The organism is Homoserinimonas sp. (assembly GCF_056262345.1).
In genome coordinates this window covers 33,531-56,475 of sequence record NZ_JBACFR010000154.1, presented here as the reverse complement: position 1 = coordinate 56,475, position 22,945 = coordinate 33,531, and the positions used below count along the sequence as shown (strand labels likewise).

The following is a 22,945-nucleotide window of genomic DNA, read 5'->3' as shown; positions in this document are numbered from 1 at the left end:
CCCATGACCATCCAGCAGGGACCCGCAAGCTCGGATGCCGCGGGCGATACAGAGCTCGCCGAACGAATCAACGCGCGGCTCGGCAGCCGCCACCCCGTTGTTGCGGTTGCGACAGTCACGAGCGCGGGGGCACGGACTGCCGCTCTGGGAACGCCTCTCACGTCGCGGTTCGAGATTGGATCGATCACGAAGGGGATCACGGGGCTCCTTTATATGGATGCGGTGGAGCGCGCCGAGGTGGCGCCAGCAACGACGCTCGGCGAGCTGCTGCCGCTGGGGGAGTGCCCCGCTGCCGGGGTAACGCTGGCCTCCCTCGCGACGCACACCTCGGGTCTGCCTCGTCTCGCTCCCTCGCGCGATGTGGTGCGTCGCAGCTGGGCTCTCATGCGCAGGGGAGCTAATCCCTATGGCGAGACGCTGGATGAGTTGGTTGTCGGCGCTCGCCGAGCCACAGTGCGCCCCGCGCGGTATCCCCGCTATTCCAATCTGGGCTTCGAGCTGCTCGGCCATGCGGTGGCGAGCGCGGCGGGCATCGACTACGCGGCGCTGCTTCGCGATCGCATCGCTGATCCGCTCGGTCTCGGGTCTTTCGCCGTACTTTCCGGGCCGGCGGATCTCACCGAGCGCGACCTGACGGGCAGGAGTTCGAGGGGCAAGATCATGGAGGCGTGGACGGGGGAGGCGATTGCGCCGGCCGGAGGCATCCGTTCGACGATTGGTGACATGGGGCACCTGGCGGCCGCGCTTCTCGATGGTTCGGCGGCGGGCATGCGTGCGCTCGAAGCTGCTGCGCCGATGTCGAGCCCCACCATGAAAATCGGTGCAGCATGGATCACGCTTGAGTCGAAGGGCCGGGTTATTACCTGGCATAACGGCGGCACGGGTGGGTTCTGCGCCTGGATGGGCCTGGATCGCGAGGCCCATGTCGGCGTTGTGATTCTTTCTGCCACGGCCATCCCTGTTGACCGTTACGGATTCGATCTGCTCGCAGAACTCTCCGAGCCCTCCATACGTGAGTAAGAGTTAGCTTCGTTCCGCCGCCCATACACTATTTGAGGGGATTTTCGACCGCCCGGTCGCCCCTTCCAGTGTGGGAAAGGAACAGAATGGGCCACGAGTCCGACCAGAAGTTGCAGCAATGGAGCGAGCGCGAGACGGTGGCAGAGGCCATCATTCCCCTGGTCGGGAAGCTCTATCGCCAGAACGGTGTTGTCACCTCCATTCATGGCCGTCGGCTCCTCAACAAGTCCGCGATCGGGGTGCTCAAGGCGCACAGCCACAGCCGTCAGGGTGCCGCATTCGCCCTCGATGTCGAAGACACCCTTCCCATTCTTCAGACGCTCGTCGGACTGGGTCTCGGCCCGGCATCCATCGACGTAGGAACGCTTCTTGAGCGGTACCGCGAAAGCGACACCGACCTCGAGACCTTTCTTCGTTCTGAGCTTGCCCCCGTTGTCGATGTCAACGAGAAGAACTCGCCCGACCCTGTCGACGTGGTTCTCTATGGTTTCGGACGCATCGGTCGGCTTTTGGCCCGCATCCTCATCGCCCATGCTGCGGGAGGAAGTGGCCTTCGCTTGCGTGCGATCGTCGTGCGCAAGGGGTCAGAGAACGACCTCATCAAGCGGGCTAGCCTGCTGCGCCGCGACTCGGTTCACGGGCCGTTCGAGGGCACGATCGAGATCGACGAAGAGAACAACACGATCCTCGCCAACGGCAACCTCATCCAGGTGATCTACTCGAACAGCCCCGCAGAGGTCGACTACACCAAGTACGGCATCACTAACGCGATCGTCGCCGACAACACGGGCAAGTGGCGTGATGCAGAGGGCCTCTCGCAGCACCTCAAGAGCCCCGGAGTCGCCCGCGTTCTGCTAACGGCTCCCGGCAAGGGCGATCTCAAGAACATCGTTCACGGCATCAACCACGACACGATTACAGATGCTGACCGCATCCTCTCTGCCGCATCCTGCACCACCAACGCCATCACCCCCGTGCTCAAGGCGATCAACGACAAGTACGGCATCCTGAACGGGCATGTCGAGACCGTTCACTCGTTTACCAACGACCAGAACCTCATCGACAACTTCCACAACGGCGATCGCCGCGGGCGCTCCGCTGCTCTCAACATGGTCATCACCGAGACGGGTGCAGCCAAGGCTGTTGCCAAGGCTCTTCCCGAACTCGCGGGCAAGCTCACGGGCAACGCCATCCGCGTTCCGACGCCCAATGTCTCGCTCGCGATTCTCAACCTCAACCTTGAGAATGAGGCGGATAAGGATGAGGTCAACGCCTACCTGCGCGACCTGGCCCTGCACTCGGTTCTGCGCCAGCAGATCGACTATGTCGAGTCAGCAGAGATCGTCTCCAGTGACTTCGTGGGTTCGAGCCGCGCCGGCATTGTCGATGGTCTTGCGACCCTGAGCACGGGCAACTCCCTCGTGCTCTACGTCTGGTACGACAACGAGTTCGGCTACAGCCGTCAGGTGATTCGTGTGCTGGAGACCCTGGCGGGCAACCACCCGCTGGTGTTCCCCGAGCGCAAGTCGGTCTCGGCCTCTTAGCCCTGGGTGCGGGGGCCGCTATTCCAGCGGCTCCCGCACGTCGTCGCTGTCTCCGCGCCCTCGCAGGCGTTCCAACTCGCGGCGCTCTCGCTTGGTGGGGCGTCCGGCTCCGCGGTCGCGCACGGGAGCGAGTGGCCTCTCTTCCCGTGGCGGCGGGGGCGGAGTTGTCTCCAGGTAAGCGGATGCTGCTTCGGGAGCTCCGACGCGCTTGGCGATCAGCCGCTGCACGATAAACGTGCGGTCGAATCCGGCGATGCGCACGCGTACTTCGTCGCCGACGCGCACGGCCTGGGCCGCCTTTACCCGGTCGCCTCCGAGCTTGACGTGCCCAGCGCGACAGGCGCTCGTTGCTGCGGATCGGGTCTTGTAGACCCGCACCGCCCACAGCCAGCTGTCAACCCGCACGCTTTCCATGGGTCAAGAGTAGTAGCGCGCTGGAGCTTGATCCTTTGCCGCGTTACAGTGACCACAGATGACTATGAAGCGGCGCACATTCCTTGTTGGATCGGTTTCGGGGCTCACGCTCCTCACAGTCGCGGCCTGCACGCCCGATTCGCCGCAGCCGTCTCCCTCTGCCTCACCGATTCGTTCTAAGACTCCCGAGCCGGCGGCTTTCGTCCGCACGAACTGGGCGGCCGACCCGTTCTCGCGAGGGGCTCTGAGCTATCCGGCGGTCGGAACGGCGGCCGATGACCGCGAGATTCTGCGTCGGCCCATCGACGACCGGTTGTTCTTTGCGGGCGAGCACACCGCCGAGACTGCCCCGGCGACCGTTCAAGGCGCCCGCGCATCGGGCAGAAGCGTGGCGTTCGATGTCATGTCGATTGCCGAGCCGGAGGAGCGCATCGCCATCGTCGGAGCGGGTATTGCTGGCGCAACCGCGGCCCGCATCCTCGTCGACTCGGGCTACGACGTCGTGGTCATCGAGGGGCGTGACCGGCTCGGCGGCAGAGTCTCCACTCTGAGCGGCGGCGACTGGCCGTTCCCCGTGGAGCTGGGCGCCGATGTCATCTCGGCGCTCGATTCCGCTGCCGTGCTTGCTGAGCTCGCCGACGCCGACATCGAGGTCGTGCCGTTCACCCTTTCGCAGGAACACCGCACGGTAGCCGGCGCTGTTCTCGAGCCCAGCACGGTGGGGCAGGATGCTGTGGCTGAGGCCTTGGAATGGGCGGCCGTTCAGCCTGTCGACACGTCGCTCGCCGACGCCCTGCTCGATTCCGGGGCGGCGAATGTGGACGCGTCTGCGGGGGCAGCGGGCGTTTCGCAGGTCGATCTGCTCGAGAACTATGTGGCATCCGACGTCGTTGTCGGCACGGGGGCTGATGCCGATGAGCTCTCGGCGTGGTTCGCCTCAATCCCTGTGCTGGGTGCTGAGGGTGACGAAATGGTCGTCGGTGATTTCGAGTCCTTGATCGCGGGGATGATCGACGGCATCACCGTGTTGCCCTCGAGCACTGTCTCTGGCGTCACTCTCACGGACAGGGGCGTAAGCCTCCGGCTGGCCAGGGGAGAGTCGTATTCTGCCGACCGCACCATCGTCACGGTTCCGCTGGGGGTGCTGCAGGCCGGAGCTATCGAGTTCGATCCGCCTCTGCCGTTTTCGCATCGCGGGGCCATCGCGGCCCTCGGCATGGGGCACCGCGACAAGATCGTCATGCGTTTCGACACCCCGTTCTGGTCGACGGAAGCATCAGCCTGGAGCGTTGTCGATGGTGACACCGATTTTCCCCTCTGGATCAACATGCTCCCGCTTATGGGCGAACCGATTCTCGTCGGCCTCATGGCGGGCGAGGCTGCAGTGCGGCTATCGGAATTTGGCGACCGCGAGCTTATGCAGGCTGCTCTTGTGAGCCTCGAGCCTTTTGTTGACCCTGATCTGGTGTCGCGTTCAGCTTCTCCTTCGGCTTCGCCCTCACCCTCGAGCGCCTCCGACTGATCGCGATCAGCAGGGTGGTCGTTGAGGCAAAGATAACGACGACGGCGAGCAAGTAGAGGCTCAGCTCAAACGGAACGTCGACGAGCGATGGGTCGAGAAAAAAGTACGGGTACCAATACACGGTCGCGCCGCGGATCATCGTGTAGACCACCCAGATTGCCGGGAAGACCAGCACCCAGCCGATCGTTGACCACGGCAGCAGTCGCGCCGGGGCCACAACCCAGTCGAGCAGCGCGAGTGCGGGAATCACGAAGTGCAACAGGATGCTCGACCAGGGTGCCCAGACCGGCACTCCGCGCAGCGTGCCTTCTATGAGCAACACGCTGAACACGATGCCCGACACCGTCACATAGGCCACGGCTAGCGCCCGCAGCTGGTCGAGCGGCACGGAATCTTGACGCCCCGTGAGGGCGACAATGCCAGACCAGGCAAAGACGACCACGGCGAGAATCATGCTCTCGACGGTGAAGTAGCTAAAGAAGTTGCCGATCGCGAGCGGGCTCGTGCCGATCGTAAAGTTGATGTCGCCCACGAGGGCCACGATGCCTGTTATTGCGGTGAGCAGTCGTGCGATACCCAACACAGTGGTGTGGATGGGCATTCGACGATCCGCAGTCAGCTCTGTCGTGGTGATGGGAGGTTGTCGCGTCGACTCAGGCGTCGACGAGCGAACCCTTCCAGCGAACGAGGGCACGCACCGTGTCGCTGGGATCGTCGGCAAGTCGGTCCATCACGTCGCGGGGAACGTAATAGTTCACGGCCAACCAGCCGCGCACGGTGTCGGAGGGGTCGTCGGCGAGTTCGCGCAGAACATCGCACGATGTTTTCTCGTTGCGTGCGACGGCATTGCGAACACCCTCATCGGGGTCGTGAGCCAGGGTTGCGATCACGTCGTCGGGCGTGTGGGGGTTGTTGGCGGCGCTTTCGCGGATGCGGGGGTTTGCATCGGCGGCAAGAAGTCGGAGCCGCCGCAATTTGCTCTCGGTAACGGGCGGCGCTGGGTGCAGGCGGGCCACCTCTTCAGCGGTGAGCATCGAGGGAGCGAGCTCTCGCATCGCCGCCAGCTGGGCCGGGGTGTTGAAGCGGATGCACGACATCTTTCGAGACTACCCCGGTCACCTCAACGCTCATATGACGCCGCGCTGCACGATATTCTCTCGTCAAGTGGATTTTGCCCTGACAGCACGGGCCCGGAATCCGATACGCTGATTGATAACGAGCCAGGGGAGGTTCACATGGTCGATGCGCCGCACTCTCACGACGGCAAGCGCCCTGACGCTGCCTCCACCAACGACGAGCCCATTGTGAGCGACACTATCGCCGTGCCCGGTTCCTCGAGCACTACGGAGACCACTGCCCACATGAGCGCGGATTTCGAGTCGCAGCTCGCGGCCCTCAGCGGTGAGGTCAGCCGCGAGGAGCTTGAGGCTGTCGGCGCGCTTCCCTCGGGTTCCGCACTGCTCATCGTTCGTCGTGGGCCCAATGTCGGCGCTCGTTTTCTTCTTGACTCCGATGTCACGACGGTGGGTCGCCATCCGGATGCCGATATTTTTCTCGACGATGTCACGGTCTCGCGAAAGCACTCCGAGTTCATCCGCTCGGGAACGACCTTTGAGATCCGAGACCAGGGCTCGCTCAATGGCACCTACTTCGATGGTGTCCGGGTCGACTCTGCGACGCTTGTCGATGGTTCCGAGGTTCAGATCGGCAAGTTCCGACTGACGTTCTACGCATCGCGCTTAGACCTCGCCTCCTCGGCGGCTAGCTAAGTGGCGCGCGCCGCCGCGGCCCACGAAAAGTCGCCGACTCTGGCACTTCTTAGCATTGGGCAGGTTCTCGCACGGCTAACGGCGGAGTTCCCCGATCTCACGCCGTCCAAGCTCCGGTTTCTTGAGGAACGGCAGCTAATTTCGCCGTCTCGCACCGAGTCTGGCTATCGCAAGTTTTCTCCCGACGATGTCGAGCGGCTGCGCCTCGTGCTCACGATGCAGCGCGACAACTATCTCCCTCTCAAGGTCATCAAGTCATATCTCGACGACCTCGACGCTGGGCGGCAGCCGGAGCTTCCGGGAGGAGCAACGGTCGCCGGGCCGTCGATTCTCTCGTCAGAGCGTCGATTGGGGCGCGATGAGCTGGTGCGGGCGGCCGGGGTCAGCCCTCAGCTCCTCGCCGACGCCGTGTCTGCGTCGTTGATCACTGCTTCAGATGTTTATGGCGACGATGCGCTCAAGGTGCTGACTGCTCTGGGCGAGCTCAAGCGTTCCGGCATCGAGCCGCGCCATCTGCGCAGCTTCAGAGCAGCCGCAGAGCGCGAGCTGGGCCTCATCGAGAGCGCCCTGATTCCCGTCGCACGGCGAAAAGATGCATCCAGCAGAGCAAAGGCGAGCGAGCTTGCTCGTGAGATCGCTGGGCAACTCGAGATTGTTCGGGGAAGCCTGATTCGCGGTGCACTTTCACGACTCGACCCGTAAGCTGGGGTCATTGCTTCCGACATGCGGCGACACGCCAAATCCGTCGGCGCCCAATGCCAGGCATTCACCCGAAAGCCTCGTACCGTGGTGATAGATCAACTTCAACCAAACATTGAAAGTTAAGACTCACCCCGGCACGGCCGGCAGTGGGCGGTCACACAGCAAACGGAACCATTGTGGAAGGCATCGAGATGAGCGAACTCAGCAGTCGTAATGAGGATTCTCGTTACGATCTCGGCCTCCTGTTTACCGATGGCCTTCCCGATCTCGACGACACCTCCGGCTACCGCGGCGCCGTTGCGGCACGCGCTGCCGGCATCAGCTATCGCCAGTTGGATTACTGGGCCCGCACCGAGCTTGTGCAGCCCACAATCCGCGGCGCGGCCGGTTCCGGCTCGCAGCGCCTCTACGGCTTCCGCGACATCCTCGTGCTCAAGCTGGTCAAGCGTCTTCTCGATACCGGTATCTCGCTTCAGCAGATCCGTACCGCGGTCAACCAGCTTCGCGAAGCTGGCGTGAGCGATCTGGCGCAGACCACGCTCATGAGCGCCGGCGCCAGCGTCTACCTCTGCACCTCCAACGACGAGGTCATCGACCTCGTTAACCGGGGACAGGGAGTCTTCGGCATCGCCGTGGGCAAGGTGCTCCGCGAGGTCGAGCACAGCCTGGTCGAGCTCGAGGCCGACAAGCCTGACGCAATGGACGAGCTCGCCGCTCGTCGCTCGACTCGCGCCTCCTAGGGGCGCCACGGTGGCCTCTGGGGTCACCCAGAGCCTTTAGCGCGCCTTAGACCAGCGTCTAGACCAGCGCCCTAGATCAGTTCTGGGCTAGCTCAGGAGAGGCCAGCGGCGCGCATGATGCGCTCTAGCAGCTGGTCGAAGTTACGAGCCATCTCTTCTGCGCTCTCGCCCGGCCACATGTGCAACGGCTTTGCTGCTCCTTGTGCCTGCTGAAGCGACGTGCGCTCCGGCAGCTGGGGGCTGAGCACGAGCGGGCCGAACATGTCGCGTAGCTCTTTGATGCGGAACTGGTGCTCGAGAGACTGCACACGGGCCCGGTTCACGATGATTCCGAGGGGCTGAAGGCGGGGGGAGAGGCCCCGTCGAATCTCCTCGATTGCGCGAAGAGCGCGGTCGGCTGCGGCGACAGAAAACAGTCCAGGCTCGGTGACCACGGCGACTCTGTCGCTGGCGGCCCAGGCCGTGCGGGTTAGAGCGTTGAGCGATGGTGCACAGTCGATCAGCACGAGGTCGTAGTCGTCTTCGACGTTGGCGAGTGCCTCCTCGAGCTTCCAGATGTCGCGGATGCTCGGGTGGGGTCCGTCAAAGTTGATCGCAGACGGGCTGCCGATTAGGACATCGATTTTGCCGGGGCGGCCGCGGGTCCAGCCGCTCGGCGCGATGGCCTGGCGCACGATCTTCTCCTTGGGAGAAGCGAGAACGTCGGCAACATTGAGTCGCCCCACGACGTTGATGTCCATGCCTGTTGAGACATCAGACTGCGGGTCGAGGTCGACCACGAGGGTCCGCAACCCCTTGGCAAATGCTGCGGAAGCGAGTCCGAGCGTGACAGTGGTCTTTCCGACTCCTCCCTTGAGGGAGCTCACGCTGAGTACATGCACAACAAGAAACCATACCTTCAGTAGTCTGTGAGCATCCACCTCTAATCAGGGGGTGTCGCTAGCGAGTGCCGAATACCAGAGTGCGCATCGCTAGCGCCATGCAACGTTGCAGGAAGGGTACGGATGTTCTCCAAGATTCTCGTCGCAAACCGGGGTGAAATCGCCATTCGAGCGTTTCGCGCTGCCTACGAGTTGGGGGCCCGTACCGTCGCGGTGTACCCCTACGAGGATCGCAACTCCCTTCACCGCCAGAAGGCGGACGAGGCGTTCCAGATCGGCACTCAGGGCCACCCGGTCCGTGCCTACCTCGATGTTGACGAGATCATCCGTGTCGCCAAGCTCAGCGGTGCCGACGCCATCTACCCCGGTTACGGCTTTCTTTCTGAGAACCCCGATCTAGCTAAGGCTGCTGCGGATGCTGGCATCACCTTTATCGGGCCGGGAAACAGCGTTCTCGAGATGGCGGGCAACAAAGTCACCGCAAAGGAACATGCTGTGGCAGCGGGGGTTCCCGTGCTCAAGTCGTCGCCAGCCACGACCGACGTCGACGTTCTCGTGGCTGCGGCCGACGAGATCGGTTTTCCGGTCTTCGCCAAGGCGGTTGCCGGTGGCGGCGGGCGCGGTATGCGCAGGGTCAACACGCGCGAGGAGCTCCGGCCCGCGCTTGAGGAGGCCATGCGCGAGGCCGATAGCGCGTTTGGCGACGCCACCATGTTCCTTGAGCAGGCGGTGCTCCGTCCCCGGCACATCGAGGTGCAGATTCTCGCCGACTCCACCGGGGAGACGGTTCACCTGTTCGAGCGCGACTGCTCCATTCAGCGACGCAATCAGAAGGTTGTAGAGATCGCTCCCGCGCCCAATCTCGACGAATCGATCCGTCAGGCGCTGTATCGAGACGCTGTGGCCTTCGCCAAGTCCATCGGCTACGTCAATGCCGGAACGGTTGAGTTTCTTCTCGACACCGTGGGGGAGCGCGCCGGCCAGCACGTCTTTATCGAGATGAACCCGCGCATCCAGGTCGAACACACCGTCACAGAAGAGGTCACTGATGTCGACCTCGTTCAGGCCCAGATTCGCATCGCCGCAGGCGAGACCCTCGCCGACCTCGGGCTTTTGCAAGACAATCTGAGGCTCCGTGGGGCTGCACTCCAGTGCCGCATCACAACAGAAGACCCGACACAGGGCTTTCGGCCAGACACGGGCAAGATCACGACGTATCGCTCGCCCGGTGGCGGAGGCATCCGGCTCGACGGCGGAACAGTGAGCCCCGGTTCGGAGATTAACCCGCACTTTGACTCGATGCTCGTCAAGATGACGTGCCGCGGCCGCGACTTTGCTTCGGCGGTTGGTCGTGCGCGCCGCGGTCTAGCGGAGTTTCGCATCCGCGGTGTTTCGACAAACATCCCCTTTATCCAGGCGGTGCTCGAAGACCCGTCGTTCATTGCTGGCGACATCAGCACGGCGTTTATCGACGAGCGGCCCCATCTCGTGCACGCTCACCCGTCTCGGGATCGTGGCACGAAGCTTCTCAACTGGCTCGCCGATGTCACCGTCAACCAGCCGAACGGACCAGCGGTCACCTCGATCCACCCGGCGGACAAGCTGCCAACGATCGACCTGTCCGAGCCAGCTCCCGCTGGATCGCGCCAGCGTCTCATGGAGCTTGGACCCGGTGGCTTTGCGTCGGCCCTGCGGGCGCAGACGGCGCTGGCAGTAACCGAGACGACATTCCGAGACGCGCATCAGTCGTTGCTGGCCACGCGCGTGCGCACTCGCGACCTCGTCGAGGTTGCCCCCCATGTGGCCAGGATGACGTCGGAACTACTCTCGGTCGAGGCCTGGGGCGGCGCGACCTACGATGTCGCACTGCGCTTTCTCGGAGAGGACCCGTGGGAGAGGTTGGCGTCGCTGAGGGAGGCTCTGCCCAATGTCGCGATCCAGATGCTTCTGCGGGGACGCAACACGGTCGGCTACACGCCGTACCCCACCGAGGTTACCGACGCGTTCGTACGGGAGGCCGCGGCCACCGGTGTCGACATCTTCCGCATCTTCGATGCCCTCAATGACGTCTCCCAGATGCGGCCGGCGATCGATGCCGTGCTTGAGACGGGCACCTCGATTGCCGAGGTGGCACTCTGCTACACGGGCAATCTGCTCGATCCTGCCGAGGATCTTTACACGCTCGACTACTACCTGCGACTTGCCGAGCAGATGAGCGACGCGGGGGCCCACATCCTGGCGATTAAAGACATGGCGGGTCTCCTTCGTCCTGCCGCGGCCGAGAAGCTTGTCACGGCCCTCAGGGAGCGTTTTGACCAGCCGGTCCATGTCCATACCCACGACACCGCAGGCGGGCAACTTGCAACCCTTCTCGCGGCGAGCCGTGCCGGAGCCGACGCCGTCGATGCCGCGGCGGCTCCGCTCGCGGGCACCACGAGCCAGCCGTCGCTCTCCGCACTGGTCGCCGCACTCTCCGACACGGAGCGCGACACGGGGATCAGCCTCCAGGCCGTTTCAGATCTCGAGCCCTACTGGGAGGCGGTGCGCGAGGTCTATGCCCCGTTCGAGTCGGGTCTGCCCGGCCCGACCGGCCGCGTCTACCATCATGAAATCCCGGGAGGCCAGCTCAGCAATCTGCGGCAGCAGGCCATCGCGCTCGGCCTTGGCGACCACTTCGAGAAGGTCGAGGATGCTTACGCTGCGGCCAACGCGATGCTGGGGCGTCCACCCAAGGTAACTCCGTCGTCGAAGGTCGTCGGTGACCTCGCGCTCGCCCTGGTGGCGGCCGACGCCGATCCCGATGATTTCGAGCAGAACCCCGAGAAGTACGACATCCCCGACTCCGTGATCGGGTTCATGGCGGGAGAGCTGGGGGAGCTGCCGGGCGGTTGGCCGGAGCCGTTCCGCACCAAGGTTCTGGAAGGGCGCACCGTCAAGATCGGGGTGAGTCCTGTTTCGGAGGCGGACGAGGCTGCGCTCGGTGGCACGTCAGATGAGCGCCGAAACGCCCTCAACCGCCTGCTGTTCCCCGCCCCCACTGCCACATTCGCCGATGTGCGGGAGACGTACGGAGATCTTTCCGTTCTCGATACGGTCGACTACCTCTATGGCCTCCGCCAGGGCGAGGAACACATCGTTCCGATGGAGAAGGGGGTCAACCTCTATGTCGGCCTTGAGGCTATCGGCGATGCCGATGCCAAGGGCATGCGCACCGTCATGACCACCATGAACGGCCAGTTGCGACCCGTGTTCGTTCGAGACCGAAGCATCTCTGTCGAGGTCCACGCGACCGAGAAGGCGGATGCCTCCAAGCCGGGGCACGTTGCGGCACCGTTCGCCGGTGTCGTTACCCTCCAGGTAGAGGTCGGCGCGGCTGTGGAAGCAGGTCAGCCCGTCGCGACGATTGAGGCAATGAAAATGGAGGCGGCGATCACGGCATCGGTGGCTGGAGTCGTCGCGAGGCTTGCGATCAAGTCGACATCGCCCGTGGAGGGTGGAGATCTGTTGGTGGAAATTACACCGGCCTAGCCCCTTGGTAGACTGAGCCGTTCCTCAGGGAAGGGAAGTTCTGCCTGTGACGACGAAACGTGGAGAGTCGGGTTCTATATCCGACGACGCGCATTCACTTGATGATTCCGGCTTCAATGACTCGGTTCTGCTTGAAGACGGCGGCGATGACCTCGCTTCAGACGTCCCTGAAAGCATGACCGTGAGCATCGACCTGCCCGCGCCCGTGCGCACGGTTCCCGATGACGAGCTCGCGGTGACGATCAGCGATGATCCCGTGAGCCCGGAGCTTCTCGCCGGTGTTGACGTGTCGAGCCTCTCGATCAGCATGGATACCTCGTTGATCGAGTCTTCCGACGACGTCGTCGACGATGTCGAGTATGCGCCGCTTCCTGCCGTTGCATCGGACGACCCTCAGAGTCGTCGAGACCGCCTCCGCGGCGAGGTCTCGTCCACGCCGGAGTCGGCCAACATGCTGACCGCTGACAGGCTCATTGATGTCAAGCGACGCAGGCGCCCGGCACCAGAGGGCGGTTGGCCGTCGTTCGTCTACTCGGCGAGTTTTCACCTTGTGAACTTGGGCGACTCGGCCAAGGCTCGAGCGCGCAAGGAGCTCGATGCCCGCATCGACAAGCAGTTCGAAGGCGGCACCCGGTTCGTGCCGGTGCTCACCCGCAAGGGCGGAGTCGGCAAGACGACGATCACCTCGCTGCTGGGCATGGCGTTGTCGGATGTCCGCGAAGACCGCATCATCGCCATCGACGCCAACCCCGACCGTGGCACGCTGTCGGAGCGTGTCAACAAGCAGACCCGTTCCACCGTTCGCGACGTCGTCACCCATGCAGCCTCCATCACGAGCTTCAACGACTTTTCGCAGATGGTGTCACGCGATGAGACGCGGCTCGATATCCTCGCGTCGGACACCGACCCGCTTCTCTCCGAGGCATTCGACGAGAACGACTACAACGTGGTCGCAGACCTCGCCGCACGCTTCTACTCGATCGCCCTCACCGACTGCGGAACCGGCATCGTCCATTCTGTGATGCGGGCAACCCTGCAGCGGGCAGATTCACTCGTCATCGTTTCTGGCGGCAGTGTGGATGAGGCTCGCCTCGCATCCGAGACGCTCACATGGCTCGAGTCCAACGGTTACGCCGACCTGGTGCGCAACGCGGTCGTCGCCATCAACACAGCGACGCAGGGCACGAGCCTCGTCAAGCTTGACGAGATCGAATCGCACTTTCAGTCGCGCGTGCGCGAGATCGTGCGCATTCCGTATGACCCGCACCTCGCCGCTGGCTCCGTCATCGACTACAAAAACCTCCGCACCCTGACCAAGGATGCTGCCCGACGCTTGGCCGCGACCGTCATGGACGGTCTGCCTTCGCGTCGAGCCGACTAATCCGCGAACAAGCGTTAGCACGATCGCCGCTGCCGGGTGCAGCGAGGGCGATGGAACTACCAACCACGAGACCTGAGGTGGCAGCATGACCGCACGACAAATTCGGTTCTTCGGAGACCCGGTACTCAAGACGGTCTCCGATCCGGTCACATCGAAGGACGATGTCACTGGACTGATCGAAGATCTCATTGACTCGGTCAAGCTTCCCGGTCGTGCTGGCGTTGCCGCCCCACAGATCGGCGTTAACCTGCGCGCATTCAGCTACAACGTCAACGGGGAGATCGGCTACGTCATCAACCCTGAGCTTGTTGAGGTCTCTGGCGAGCCTGAGCTTGTCGAAGAAGGCTGCCTCTCTGTTCCCGGGTTCTATTTCAAGCGATTGCGTTATCCATTTGCCCGCGTCAAGGGAATCGATCTCGATGGCAACCCCGTCGAGCTGAGCGGTGACGGTCTTATGGCGCAGGCTCTCCAGCACGAGGTCGATCATCTTGAGGGCCGTCTTTACATTGACGGGCTCGATAAAGAGACCAAGCGCGACGCCATGCGACAGATCCGTGAATCTGACTGGTTCTAACCCACCGTCGTAGGCGCCCGCCGCAAGCTGCGGCATGGCAGCAAAGCAGAAGGGCCCGTGCAAAGGCACGGGCCCTTCTGTCGTGGTGGCTGTGTTAGCCGCTGATCGAAATGCCCTCGGTTGCGGGAGCATCGTTGTACATGCCAGCAATCACATCCGAGAAGTCCCGGAGGATGATGTCGCGCTTGATCGAGAGCTTCGGGGTGAGATACCCGCTCGCCTCGGTCAGGTCGTGCTCCAAGATGGTGAACTTGCGGATCGACTCCGCCCGCGAAACACCCGCGTTGGCTCCGTCAATCGCACGCTGCACCTCGGCGATCACCTTGGGATGCTTTCCAGCCTCCGCCGGTGTGAGGCTTGCATCTTCGCCATTGTTGTTGAGCCAGACGGGGAGCATCTCCTCGTCGAGGGTGATGAGTGCGGAGATGAACGGACGCTGATCACCGACGACGATGACCTGGCCGATGATGGGGTTCGCACGAATGGGGTCTTCGAGCGCGGCAGGGGCGACGTTCTTGCCACCCGCTGTGACGATGATCTCCTTCTTGCGGCCCGTGATCTTGAGGTAGCCGTCCTCGTCGAGTTCTCCGAGGTCGCCCGTCTTGAACCACTCGCCATCGAACGTGTCTTGAGTGGCCTGCTCGTTGTTCCAGTAGCCAGCGAAGACGCTGATGCCCTTGGCCTGGACTTCGCCCTCTTCGGTGATACGAATGGCGTTTCCGGGGATAGCCGGGCCGACGGTGCCGATCTTGAACTTGGCGACGACGTTGACCGTAACGGGGGCCGTGGTCTCCGTGAGTCCGTAGCCTTCGAGGATGCGAAGGCCGAGGGCGCGGTAGAAGTGACCGAGTCGCAGGCCAAGAGGAGCCGACCCCGAGACGGCGTAGGCAACCCTGCCACCCATTGCGGCGCGCAGCTTGGAGAGCACAAGGCGATCAAGCACAGCGAACTTGAGCTTGAGTCCGAGCGGTACCGAACCCGCGTCGAGCGCCTTGGAGTAGGCGATCGCCGTTTCTGCCGCGGCGTGGAAGATCTTGCCCTTTCCGCCGGCTTCGGCCTTCTGTTCCGATGCGTTATAGACCTTCTCGAACACGCGCGGAACGGCGAGGAGGAACGTGGGCTTGAACGACCCAAGGGCCTGAAGCAGCTTCTTGGTATCGGGTTCGTGCCCAACCTTGACGCCGCCGTGGATGCTCAGCACTGAGATGAAGCGAGCGAACACATGGGCGAGCGTAATGAAGAGAACGGTGCTGGAGGCATCGTGCATAACCTCGGGCATGCTCAACCGGCTGTTACGGGAGAGCTCGTAGAAGTTCGAGTGGTTGAGGCGAACGCCCTTGGGCTTGCCGGTCGTACCCGAGGTGTAGATCAGGGTCGCCATGTCGTCTGCCTTGGCGAGGGAACGACGACGCTCGATCTCTTCGTCAGTAACCGCTGTGCCGCTGGCAGCTAGCTTGTCGAGGTCCCCGAGGTCGATCTGCCAGACGTGCTGCACGAGGGGCAGGTCTGCCCGGATCTCGTCCAGACGGGCAAAGTGGTCGGGGGTCTCGCCAATAAACCCGATGGCCCCGGAGTCGGTCATGTACCAGAGGATCTGGGCAGGAGCCGAGGTCTCGTAGATGGGCACCAGGATTCCCCCGGCGTACCACATCGCGAAGTCGACCAGGGTCCACTCATAACGGGTCTTCGCCATTAGCGCAACCTTGTCGCCAGGCTGCAGTCCAGCGGCGACAAAGCCCTTTGCTAGGGCGATGACCTGGCGCTCGAATTCGGTGGCTGTTACGTCCTCCCATGTCCCATCAGGACGGGGTAGCGCGAAGATGGCCTTGTTGGGTGTGGCCTTCACTCGCTGGACGAGCAGATCGGTCGTGTTCGCGTTCGGGTCAGCCTCGACCATTGCGGGCACGCTGTACTCTTTCACGGCAACTCCTTTGGTACCTCAGAGGGTGCGGGTATTCCCAACAGACTAGTGGAGCAGGGCCGCCGCGCTGCTTGACATTGTGGATTCTCTACACTTGAGATTGTCCATGTGCCGCACGGCGTATGTACGCATCGTTGTTATGCCGCTCCCGAGCGCATCCCTTTCACCCCTGCTGTTCGAATTGAGGACCTTCATGCACGCTGTCGGCATCGACATCGGTGGAACCAAGATCGCGGGGGCTTTGGTCTCCGACGAGGGCGAGATCGTGCGGTCTGAGCGAGTGCCGACTCCGGCCGGCAATCCGGGCGCCATCGTCGATGTCGTTACCGACATGATCCTCTCCCTCTCCCAGGGCGAAGAGGTTCGTGCTGCGGGAGTCGCCGCCGCAGGGTTTATCGATGAGCAGCAGGCCACTGTGTATTACGCGCCCAACATCAGCTGGCGCAATGAGCCATTCCGAGACCGCTTGCTCGAACGTGTGTCGCTGGACGTGACAATCGACAACGATGCCAACGCGGCGGGATGGGCGGAGTTTCGTTTCGGTGCTGGCCGTGGTGTCTCCGATATGACGATGCTCACGATCGGCACTGGTGTTGGAGGCGCCATCGTCACGGAGGGGAGGCTCCTGCGCGGCGGTTTTGGCACGGGGGCAGAGATCGGGCACCTTCGCGTTGTGCCCGGCGGGCTTCCCTGCGGATGTGGGTCCCGCGGTTGTATAGAACAGTACGGCTCGGGCCGGGCGCTTTTGCGTATGGCGAACGAGATTGCCGATGTCGGCGGCATCGGCATCCAGCTCGCGGACCTCCGCCAGGCGAGAGGCGTCCTGACGGGTGAGGATGTGGCGGCTTTGATCATCGAACGCGACGCCGGGGCAATGCAGGCGCTTCGTGAGCTCGGCAGCTGGCTCGGCCAGGCCTGTGCTTCGCTGAGCGCCATTCTCGACCCCAGGATGTTTGTGCTGGGCGGGGGAGTGGCAGCCGCAGGGGAGGCACTCCTTGACCCGATCCGCGAGGCGTATCTGGCGCACTTGCCGGCGCGTGGATATCATCCAGAGCCGCAGTTCGTCACGGCCCAGCTGGGAAACGACGCCGGCGTTGTCGGCGCAGCGGATCTCGCCCGCCTGCACTTTCTGTCGCGTTAGAGTTATCCGAGCGGATTGCAGAAGAGGTCTCGATGTTCTATTGGTTCATGAAGAACCTGATTGCCGGTCCCATTTTGCGGACGGTGTTCCGTCCATGGGTTAAGGGGCATGACAACATCCCCAAGACCGGTGGCGTCATCCTCGCGAGCAATCACCTCTCATTCATTGACTCGGTGTTTCTGCCCCTGGTCATCGACAGGCGCATCAGCTTTCTCGCCAAGAGCGACTACTACACGACCAGAGGGCTCAAAGGCTGGGCGACCAAGAACTTTCTCAAGGCCACCGGCATGCTGCCGATCGACCGCTCGGGCGGCAAGGCCTCTGAGGCCTCGCTCAACACGGGCCTCGGCGTTCTGGCCAAGGGCGAGGTCCTTGGCATCTATCCGGAGGGCACCCGAAGCCCTGACGGCAAGCTTTATCGCGGCCGCACCGGCGTCGCCCGCATGATTCTTGAGGGCAATGTTCCTGTTGTTCCCGTGGTCATGGTCGATACCGACAAGGTCATGCCGATCGGCAAGCGTCTGCCCAAGGTTCGCCGCATCGGTGTCGTCATCGGTGAACCCATTGATTTCTCCCGGTTCGAGGGCATGGAGAGCGATCGCTTCATTCTGCGGTCGATCACGGACGAGATCATGTTCGAGCTCCTCCGTCTTGGTGACCGGGAATATGCGGATGTCTATGCGTCGTCGGTCAAAGAAAAGCGCGCAACCCTGAGCCGCTAGCGCCGCTATTCGGCGCGGAGCGAGTGGTCGTGCGCGTCCACTAAACTTTCCTCACCGGGCCTATGCCCGGCTCTTTCTGCAACCTGAAAAAGGAAAAAGTAACCGTGTCCCAGTCGACTATTGAGCCCGTAGTGCAAGCCGATCCCTCCGTGATCGCGGGGCTCGACTATTGGCGCACGCTTCCCATCAAGCAGCAGCCGCAGTGGCCGGATGCCGACGCGGTTGGCGCAGCATCCGCTGAGATCGCTGCGCTTCCGCCGCTCGTATTCGCGGGCGAGGTCGACCAGCTGCGCAGCAGACTCGCCGACGCTGCTGCGGGTCGGGCGTTCCTTTTGCAGGGCGGCGACTGCGCCGAGACCTTCGCCGGGGCCACCGCCGACCAGATTCGCAACCGCGTCAAGACGATCCTTCAGATGGCCGTGGTTCTTACCTATGGCGCGTCGATGCCGATCGTCAAGATGGGGCGCATGGCAGGGCAGTTCGCCAAGCCGCGCTCCAGCGACACCGAGACGCGGGGTGACGTAACTCTTCCCGCGTACCGCGGCGACATCGTCAACGGATACGACTTCACGCCCGAGTCGCGCCGCGCGGACCCCGCCCGCCTGGTCAAGGGATACCACACCTCTGCGTCGACCCTTAACCTCATTCGCGCGTTCACCCAGGGTGGCTTCGCCGATCTGCGTGAGGTGCACAGCTGGAACAAGGGCTTCGCCGCAAACCCCGCCAACAAGCGTTACGAGGCACTGGCGGGCGAGATCGACCGCGCCATCCGATTCATGGAGGCGGCCGGCGCCGATTTCGACGAGCTCAAGCGCGTGGAGTTCTACTCAAGCCATGAGGGACTGCTCATGGACTACGAGCGTCCGATGACACGCATCGATTCGCGCACGGGTCTCGCCTACAACACGTCCTCACATTTTCAGTGGATTGGTGAGCGCACGCGCGATCTCGACGGAGCACACCTCGACTTCTTCTCTCGGGTTCGAAACCCCATCGGCATCAAGCTCGGCCCCACCACGACGCCCGAGGTGATGAAGCAGATCATCGACAAGCTCGACCCCGAGCGTGAACCAGGACGGCTCACCTTCATCACCCGCATGGGCGCTGGCAAGATCCGCGAGTCGCTGCCGCCGCTTCTTGAGGCGGCGAAATCGCTCGGTGTTACGCCGCTCTGGGTCACTGACCCGATGCACGGCAACGGCATCACGACGCCGAACGGCTACAAGACGCGTCGCTTTGACGATGTGATGGATGAGGTCAAGGGCTTCTTCGAAGCACACCGCGCTGCGGGGACCCACCCGGGCGGCATCCACATCGAGCTCACGGGCGACGATGTCACCGAGTGCCTCGGTGGCTCTGAGCACATCGACGAAGAGACGCTGGCTACGCGGTACGAGTCGCTCTGCGACCCGCGCCTCAACCACATGCAGTCGCTTGAGCTAGCGTTCCTGGTCGCCGAGGAACTCAGCGCGGCCAAGAGCCACAACTAACACGCCCCCACAAGAGACAACGAGGGGCGGATGCTCCGGCGCAAGCCGACATCCGCCCCTCGTGTATTTGTGCCGTGTATTTGTGCCCTCAGCTGACGGTCTAGGAGTCGAATCGCACCTTGATCGTTGTTCCCTTGTCGACGGTAGATTCTGCGTCGGGGTTGGTCTTAGAGACCGTGAAGAGGCCGGGAGCCATGTCCGCAAAAATGTTGTAGTCGAGGCGGAAGCCGGCGGATTCGAGGATCGGTTTGGCCTCTGACCACGCCTTGCCCACGACGTTGGGCACGGCAACCTGCTCGACGCCGCGCGAGATGATGAGGTCGACGGTCCCGCCTTGCGGCACTACCGACTCACCCTGAACGGCCTGGGCGCGGATGACACTGCCTGCCGGCACCGTGTCGTTGTACTCCTCGGCGGCTGGCTGGCCCGTGAGTCCGGCCTGAGCCAACGTAGCCTGGGCGTCGTCTACTGTCATGCCTGAAACATCGGGGATCGACCCCAGTGAAACGACTAACGTAACCGGCTGCTGATCGCCATAGGTCTCGATAGTCGTGAGGTCGACGTCGCCAGCGCCGAGCGCCTGGACGACGATTCCCGGCGTGGATCCGTCGAAAATGTATCGAGAATCTGTGGTCGTAAATCGCGAGTCCGTCACCGCCTGGAGGGCGTCAGCTTCGGCGAGGCCGATCAGTTCGGGGATAGGGAGCGGTTCTGGGCCTGCCGAGAGTATGAGGGTCACAACGGCGCCGTGGTCGACCGCTTCGCCCGCGGGCGGGTTGGTCCCCACGACGGTGCCGATGGGAACAGTCGGGTCGTACGCCTCGGTCGTCGCGTCGTCAACTATGAGGTCTTGTTCTTGGAGTGCTGCGGTAGCGGCCGCCACGTCCAGGCCTGCAACGGTTGCGATGGTCACCTTCGCGCCCGGGCCGGCGCCGAAGTACCATCCTGTGCCTACGGCCACCGCAGCGAGCAGCAGGACAAGGCCAACGAGCCACCCGCCCCGAGCGCGTCGGCGGTCGCTAACGCTCTTGAGCTTGTCGGCTTCAGGGCCAAGCGTGGCGGTGGGCGCGCTCAATCGGACGACGGGCTCGATTACCTGGGTTGCGTCGGTGGCCGATTCGACCGCCATGGGCAGCACCATTGTGCGGTTCATTGCTGCTTCAGGGGTATCGCGATCGAGCTCGCGTTGAATCACCAGCAGCTCGGCAAGCATTTCGGCGGCGTCGCTCGGGCGATCATCGGGCTCGCGAGCCGTGGCCCAGGCAACGAGTTCATCGAATGCGGCAGGAACGTTCGGATTCAGCAGGCTGGGCGCGGGCACCGTGTCGTTAGCGTGCTGCTGGGCTACTTGGAATGGCTGTTCGCCCTTGAATGGCTGCTCGCCCGCGAGCATCTCATAGAGCATGATCCCGACCGCATAGATGTCGCTGCGCGCATCCGCTGTTCCTCGTGTGACGAGTTCGGGGGAGAGGTAGGCGATCGTACCCATGAGCGCCGTGCCCGTTGCGGTGTTGGCGGTAGCGGCTCGAGCAAGCCCGAAGTCACTGATCTTGATGCGCCCGTCGTCGGCCAGCAGCACATTTTCCGGCTTGAGATCGCGGTGGACAATGCCGCTTCTGTGGGCCGCGGCCAGCCCGCTGAGCACCGCTTCGAGAATGTCGAATGCCTGCTCGGTAGTCAGGATGTGGTGGTCATTGAGAAGATCGCGCAGCGTTATGCCGGGCAGATATTCCATGACGAGATAGGCGGTTTCGCCATCTTGCCCCTGGTCGTACACATTGACGACATTGGGGTGAGCCAGGCGTGCCGCAGAGCGGGCCTCCTGAATGAAGCGGATCTTGTATTGCTCGTCGTCCGCCAGATGGCCGTGCATGACTTTGATCGCAACCCTGCGCTCAAGGCGCAGATCGGTGGCGAGGTAGACCGTCGCCATGCCGCCGCGAGCGATCCGAGAGCGCACCTGATAGCGGCCGTCGAGGAGACGGCCGATCATCGGGTCAGAACTGGGTGTGCTCACTGCTCAAGTCTAAAGTTCGACTGCCTGGCAATGTGGCGGGGACGCGCCTTGATGGCAACACTCGTATAACGGAGCGCAGCCGTTGGAGGGGTGATTAGCCGATCGCGGCGAGCCATGAGCGGGCTGACGCCTCCCACTTGGCATAGGCGTCCGGGTAGGCGGAGATCTGCACAGCCTGGGCGGCTTGCGTCACGGTCATCGACTGCCATCCTGCGATGTCGAGCAGTCCGCGAGTGTAGCCAGCGTTGGGATTGCCGGCGCCGCCGAAGAAGAGCCGGGCGGAGTGCTCGGGGGTGGTCAACTGGGCGACGGAACCCCAGCCAGCGCTCGGGCGCTGCTGAAAAAGACCAACGGAGTCGAGGTCTCCCCAGGTGAGATTGCGCAGGGTTGATTCCTGGGCCGCGGTAGCCAGCGCGATGACAAGTCCGTAGTCGTTTACGCCGAGGCTGCGCCCTACGGAGACGATCGTGCGCGCGTGCTTCTCCATCTCCGGCGTGAGGGCGACGACCGATTGCGGAGTGGATGGCGCACTGCCAGCCGCCTGCACCGCTGGTACGACGAGGGTCTTTCCCGCATAGATGGTGGACGTCGACGAGAGGCCGTTCGCGGCGAGAAGCTGAGCGACAGAGACGCCGAGCTTGGACGCGATAGACGACGCGGTGTCACCGGGAACGATCGTGTAGCGCGCCGCGCTGCTCGTGGCAACGGGGGTCGCTGCGGCCGGCGGTGTCGACGCAGCAGTCGTGAGGCCGGGAATGGTGAGCCGCTGGCCCGGGTAGATGATGGATCGGGCGGAGAGCCCATTGGCGTTGAGCACGGCCTGAGTCGCAACGCCGAACTTGGCGGCGATACCGCCGATCGTGTCGCCGCGGGCGATGGTGTAGCTGCCACCCGTGGTCGGCGCGGGCGCGGGGGTCACTGCCACGGGCTTGGCGGTCTGTGACAGGAGAAGAACCTGTCCGGGGTGGATAACCGACTTCCATCCCAGTCCGTTCATCGCCAAGACCGATGCGGTCGAGAGGCCGAAGCGACCGGCGATGCCGCTGATGGTGTCACCGGCTTGCACGGTGTAATTGGCGGGAGCCGCAGCGGCCACGCTGGACTGGGCGGGTGCGGTGTCGATCGACGGGGAAGTCGAGGAAGCCTGGGCATCGCTGAGAGCCTTGCGAACGGAGTCGCGGAGTGCCGACGGGCTCTGGGCGTCGTCGTGATCAGGGTTGTGGTCGTCGCCGAGGGCGATGGGGCCGGTGAGATTCATGCTCATGGCCAGCGATCCTGCGAGCACGATCGGAATTGTCGAGAGCGCGCTCTTTGCCACTCGTGCGCGGTATGACGTTCGATCAGAAGTGCCGGTCATGTTGTCCCCGTGATCCTCAGTGCCGTGGTGGTGGGCGACGTGCAACGAACGCCGAACACGTGGTGCACTTCGGCCGTGGCCCTGCCCAGCAATCTGGCACAGAACGGTACTTCTGTCAATCACTGTGACTCGTGTTAACAGAGTGATTGGAGTGAATCCGAGCCAGTCTGCCGAAAGAACACCCACAGTTACTGCGCGCTTGCATCACGTTCGCCGGTTTTT

At 63.3% G+C, this 22,945-nt stretch carries 19 protein-coding genes; 12 read left to right on the top strand and 7 right to left on the bottom strand.

Annotated elements, in window-relative coordinates:
- Positions 1-3: 3 nt before the first annotated feature.
- Together AC062T_RS07855 and AC062T_RS07850 are read left to right on the top strand one after the other, a co-directional pair.
- A complete protein-coding gene (locus AC062T_RS07855) occupies positions 4-1,020 on the top strand; it encodes a serine hydrolase domain-containing protein (RefSeq protein ID WP_476028887.1) in 1,017 nt (338 codons plus the stop codon).
- Between the two features lie 86 nt (positions 1,021-1,106).
- Positions 1,107-2,564, top strand: coding sequence for a glyceraldehyde-3-phosphate dehydrogenase (locus AC062T_RS07850; protein ID WP_476028885.1), 1,458 nt, complete (start codon positions 1,107-1,109; stop codon positions 2,562-2,564).
- Between the two features lie 18 nt (positions 2,565-2,582).
- Here AC062T_RS07850 and AC062T_RS07845 read toward each other — a convergent pair whose 3' ends face one another.
- Positions 2,583-2,978 (bottom strand): RNA-binding S4 domain-containing protein, encoded by a 396-nt coding sequence (locus AC062T_RS07845; protein WP_476028883.1) that lies wholly within the window; start codon positions 2,976-2,978, stop codon positions 2,583-2,585.
- A gap of 58 nt (positions 2,979-3,036) precedes the next feature.
- Here AC062T_RS07845 and AC062T_RS07840 point away from each other — a divergent pair, with 58 nt between their 5' ends.
- Positions 3,037-4,500, top strand: coding sequence for a flavin monoamine oxidase family protein (locus AC062T_RS07840; protein WP_476028881.1), 1,464 nt, complete (start codon positions 3,037-3,039; stop codon positions 4,498-4,500).
- On the opposite strand, the gene AC062T_RS07835 is transcribed toward AC062T_RS07840, so the two are convergent.
- Positions 4,394-5,101 carry a Pr6Pr family membrane protein gene (locus tag AC062T_RS07835; RefSeq protein ID WP_476028879.1) on the bottom strand — a complete coding sequence of 236 codons (708 nt, stop codon included), beginning with the start codon at positions 5,099-5,101 and terminating at the stop codon, positions 4,394-4,396. The two genes, AC062T_RS07840 and AC062T_RS07835, sit on opposite strands and share 107 nt — an antisense overlap.
- A 52-nt stretch (positions 5,102-5,153) precedes the next feature.
- Complete coding sequence (locus AC062T_RS07830; RefSeq protein WP_108996719.1) at positions 5,154-5,597, bottom strand: hypothetical protein; 444 nt, start codon at positions 5,595-5,597, stop codon at positions 5,154-5,156.
- 138 nt (positions 5,598-5,735) lie between these two features.
- Between AC062T_RS07830 and AC062T_RS07825 the strand changes: the two genes are divergently transcribed.
- The 3 genes from AC062T_RS07825 (at position 5,736) to AC062T_RS07815 (ending at position 7,711) form a co-directional block, all read left to right on the top strand.
- Positions 5,736-6,269: an FHA domain-containing protein gene (locus AC062T_RS07825; RefSeq protein ID WP_476028877.1), complete on the top strand. Its 534-nt coding sequence runs from the start codon at positions 5,736-5,738 to the stop codon at positions 6,267-6,269.
- A complete protein-coding gene (gene ftsR, locus AC062T_RS07820) occupies positions 6,270-6,971 on the top strand; it encodes a transcriptional regulator FtsR (protein ID WP_476028875.1) in 702 nt (233 codons plus the stop codon).
- 191 nt (positions 6,972-7,162) lie between these two features.
- Positions 7,163-7,711 (top strand): MerR family transcriptional regulator, encoded by a 549-nt coding sequence (locus AC062T_RS07815; RefSeq protein WP_476028873.1) that lies wholly within the window; start codon positions 7,163-7,165, stop codon positions 7,709-7,711.
- A 92-nt stretch (positions 7,712-7,803) separates the two neighbouring features.
- Here the strand turns inward: AC062T_RS07815 and AC062T_RS07810 are convergent, their stop codons facing one another.
- Positions 7,804-8,592, bottom strand: coding sequence for a ParA family protein (locus AC062T_RS07810; RefSeq protein ID WP_108518857.1), 789 nt, complete (start codon positions 8,590-8,592; stop codon positions 7,804-7,806).
- A 123-nt stretch (positions 8,593-8,715) separates the two neighbouring features.
- Here AC062T_RS07810 and AC062T_RS07805 point away from each other — a divergent pair, with 123 nt between their 5' ends.
- The 3 genes from AC062T_RS07805 to def all read left to right on the top strand — a co-directional run bounded on the left by AC062T_RS07805 (position 8,716) and on the right by def (position 14,075).
- A complete protein-coding gene (locus tag AC062T_RS07805) occupies positions 8,716-12,120 on the top strand; it encodes a pyruvate carboxylase (RefSeq protein WP_476028870.1) in 3,405 nt (1,134 codons plus the stop codon).
- 46 nt (positions 12,121-12,166) lie between these two features.
- Positions 12,167-13,501 carry a MinD/ParA family ATP-binding protein gene (locus tag AC062T_RS07800; protein ID WP_476028868.1) on the top strand — a complete coding sequence of 445 codons (1,335 nt, stop codon included), beginning with the start codon at positions 12,167-12,169 and terminating at the stop codon, positions 13,499-13,501.
- 85 nt (positions 13,502-13,586) lie between these two features.
- Entirely contained in the window at positions 13,587-14,075 is a 489-nt protein-coding gene (gene def / locus AC062T_RS07795) for a peptide deformylase (protein ID WP_476028866.1), read from the top strand.
- A 94-nt stretch (positions 14,076-14,169) separates the two neighbouring features.
- Here def and AC062T_RS07790 read toward each other — a convergent pair whose 3' ends face one another.
- Positions 14,170-15,996, bottom strand: a complete 1,827-nt coding sequence (locus AC062T_RS07790; RefSeq protein ID WP_476028864.1) for an AMP-dependent synthetase/ligase — start codon at positions 15,994-15,996, stop codon at positions 14,170-14,172.
- 193 nt (positions 15,997-16,189) lie between these two features.
- Here AC062T_RS07790 and AC062T_RS07785 point away from each other — a divergent pair, with 193 nt between their 5' ends.
- The 3 genes from AC062T_RS07785 (at position 16,190) to AC062T_RS07775 (ending at position 19,349) form a co-directional block, all read left to right on the top strand.
- Positions 16,190-17,137, top strand: coding sequence for an ROK family glucokinase (locus AC062T_RS07785; protein ID WP_476028862.1), 948 nt, complete (start codon positions 16,190-16,192; stop codon positions 17,135-17,137).
- A 32-nt stretch (positions 17,138-17,169) separates the two neighbouring features.
- Positions 17,170-17,859, top strand: coding sequence for a lysophospholipid acyltransferase family protein (locus AC062T_RS07780; protein WP_108516212.1), 690 nt, complete (start codon positions 17,170-17,172; stop codon positions 17,857-17,859).
- A gap of 149 nt (positions 17,860-18,008) precedes the next feature.
- The gene (locus tag AC062T_RS07775; protein WP_233245555.1) at positions 18,009-19,349 is read left to right on the top strand and encodes a class II 3-deoxy-7-phosphoheptulonate synthase; all 1,341 of its coding nucleotides are present in this window, start codon (positions 18,009-18,011) and stop codon (positions 19,347-19,349) included.
- Positions 19,350-19,449: 100 nt separating this feature from the next.
- On the opposite strand, the gene pknB is transcribed toward AC062T_RS07775, so the two are convergent.
- Together pknB and AC062T_RS07765 are read right to left on the bottom strand one after the other, a co-directional pair.
- Positions 19,450-21,366 (bottom strand): Stk1 family PASTA domain-containing Ser/Thr kinase, encoded by a 1,917-nt coding sequence (gene pknB, locus AC062T_RS07770; RefSeq protein ID WP_476028859.1) that lies wholly within the window; start codon positions 21,364-21,366, stop codon positions 19,450-19,452.
- Between the two features lie 94 nt (positions 21,367-21,460).
- Positions 21,461-22,723, bottom strand: coding sequence for a LysM peptidoglycan-binding domain-containing protein (locus AC062T_RS07765; RefSeq protein ID WP_476028857.1), 1,263 nt, complete (start codon positions 22,721-22,723; stop codon positions 21,461-21,463).
- Between the last annotated feature and the right edge of the window lie 222 nt (positions 22,724-22,945).

Bases quoted from the DNA above. Each gene is read 5' to 3' on its own strand.
- AC062T_RS07855 (WP_476028887.1), top strand. From the start codon at position 4: ATGACCATCCAGCAGGGACCCGCAAGCTCGGATGCCGCGGGCGATACA.
- AC062T_RS07850 (WP_476028885.1), top strand. From the start codon at position 1,107: ATGGGCCACGAGTCCGACCAGAAGTTGCAGCAATGGAGCGAGCGCGAG.
- AC062T_RS07845 (WP_476028883.1), bottom strand. From the start codon at position 2,978: ATGGAAAGCGTGCGGGTTGACAGCTGGCTGTGGGCGGTGCGGGTCTAC.
- AC062T_RS07840 (WP_476028881.1), top strand. From the start codon at position 3,037: ATGACTATGAAGCGGCGCACATTCCTTGTTGGATCGGTTTCGGGGCTC.
- AC062T_RS07835 (WP_476028879.1), bottom strand. From the start codon at position 5,101: ATGCCCATCCACACCACTGTGTTGGGTATCGCACGACTGCTCACCGCA.
- AC062T_RS07830 (WP_108996719.1), bottom strand. From the start codon at position 5,597: ATGTCGTGCATCCGCTTCAACACCCCGGCCCAGCTGGCGGCGATGCGA.
- AC062T_RS07825 (WP_476028877.1), top strand. From the start codon at position 5,736: ATGGTCGATGCGCCGCACTCTCACGACGGCAAGCGCCCTGACGCTGCC.
- AC062T_RS07815 (WP_476028873.1), top strand. From the start codon at position 7,163: ATGAGCGAACTCAGCAGTCGTAATGAGGATTCTCGTTACGATCTCGGC.
- AC062T_RS07805 (WP_476028870.1), top strand. From the start codon at position 8,716: ATGTTCTCCAAGATTCTCGTCGCAAACCGGGGTGAAATCGCCATTCGA.
- def (WP_476028866.1), top strand. From the start codon at position 13,587: ATGACCGCACGACAAATTCGGTTCTTCGGAGACCCGGTACTCAAGACG.
- AC062T_RS07785 (WP_476028862.1), top strand. From the start codon at position 16,190: ATGCACGCTGTCGGCATCGACATCGGTGGAACCAAGATCGCGGGGGCT.
- AC062T_RS07780 (WP_108516212.1), top strand. From the start codon at position 17,170: ATGTTCTATTGGTTCATGAAGAACCTGATTGCCGGTCCCATTTTGCGG.
- AC062T_RS07765 (WP_476028857.1), bottom strand. From the start codon at position 22,723: ATGACCGGCACTTCTGATCGAACGTCATACCGCGCACGAGTGGCAAAG.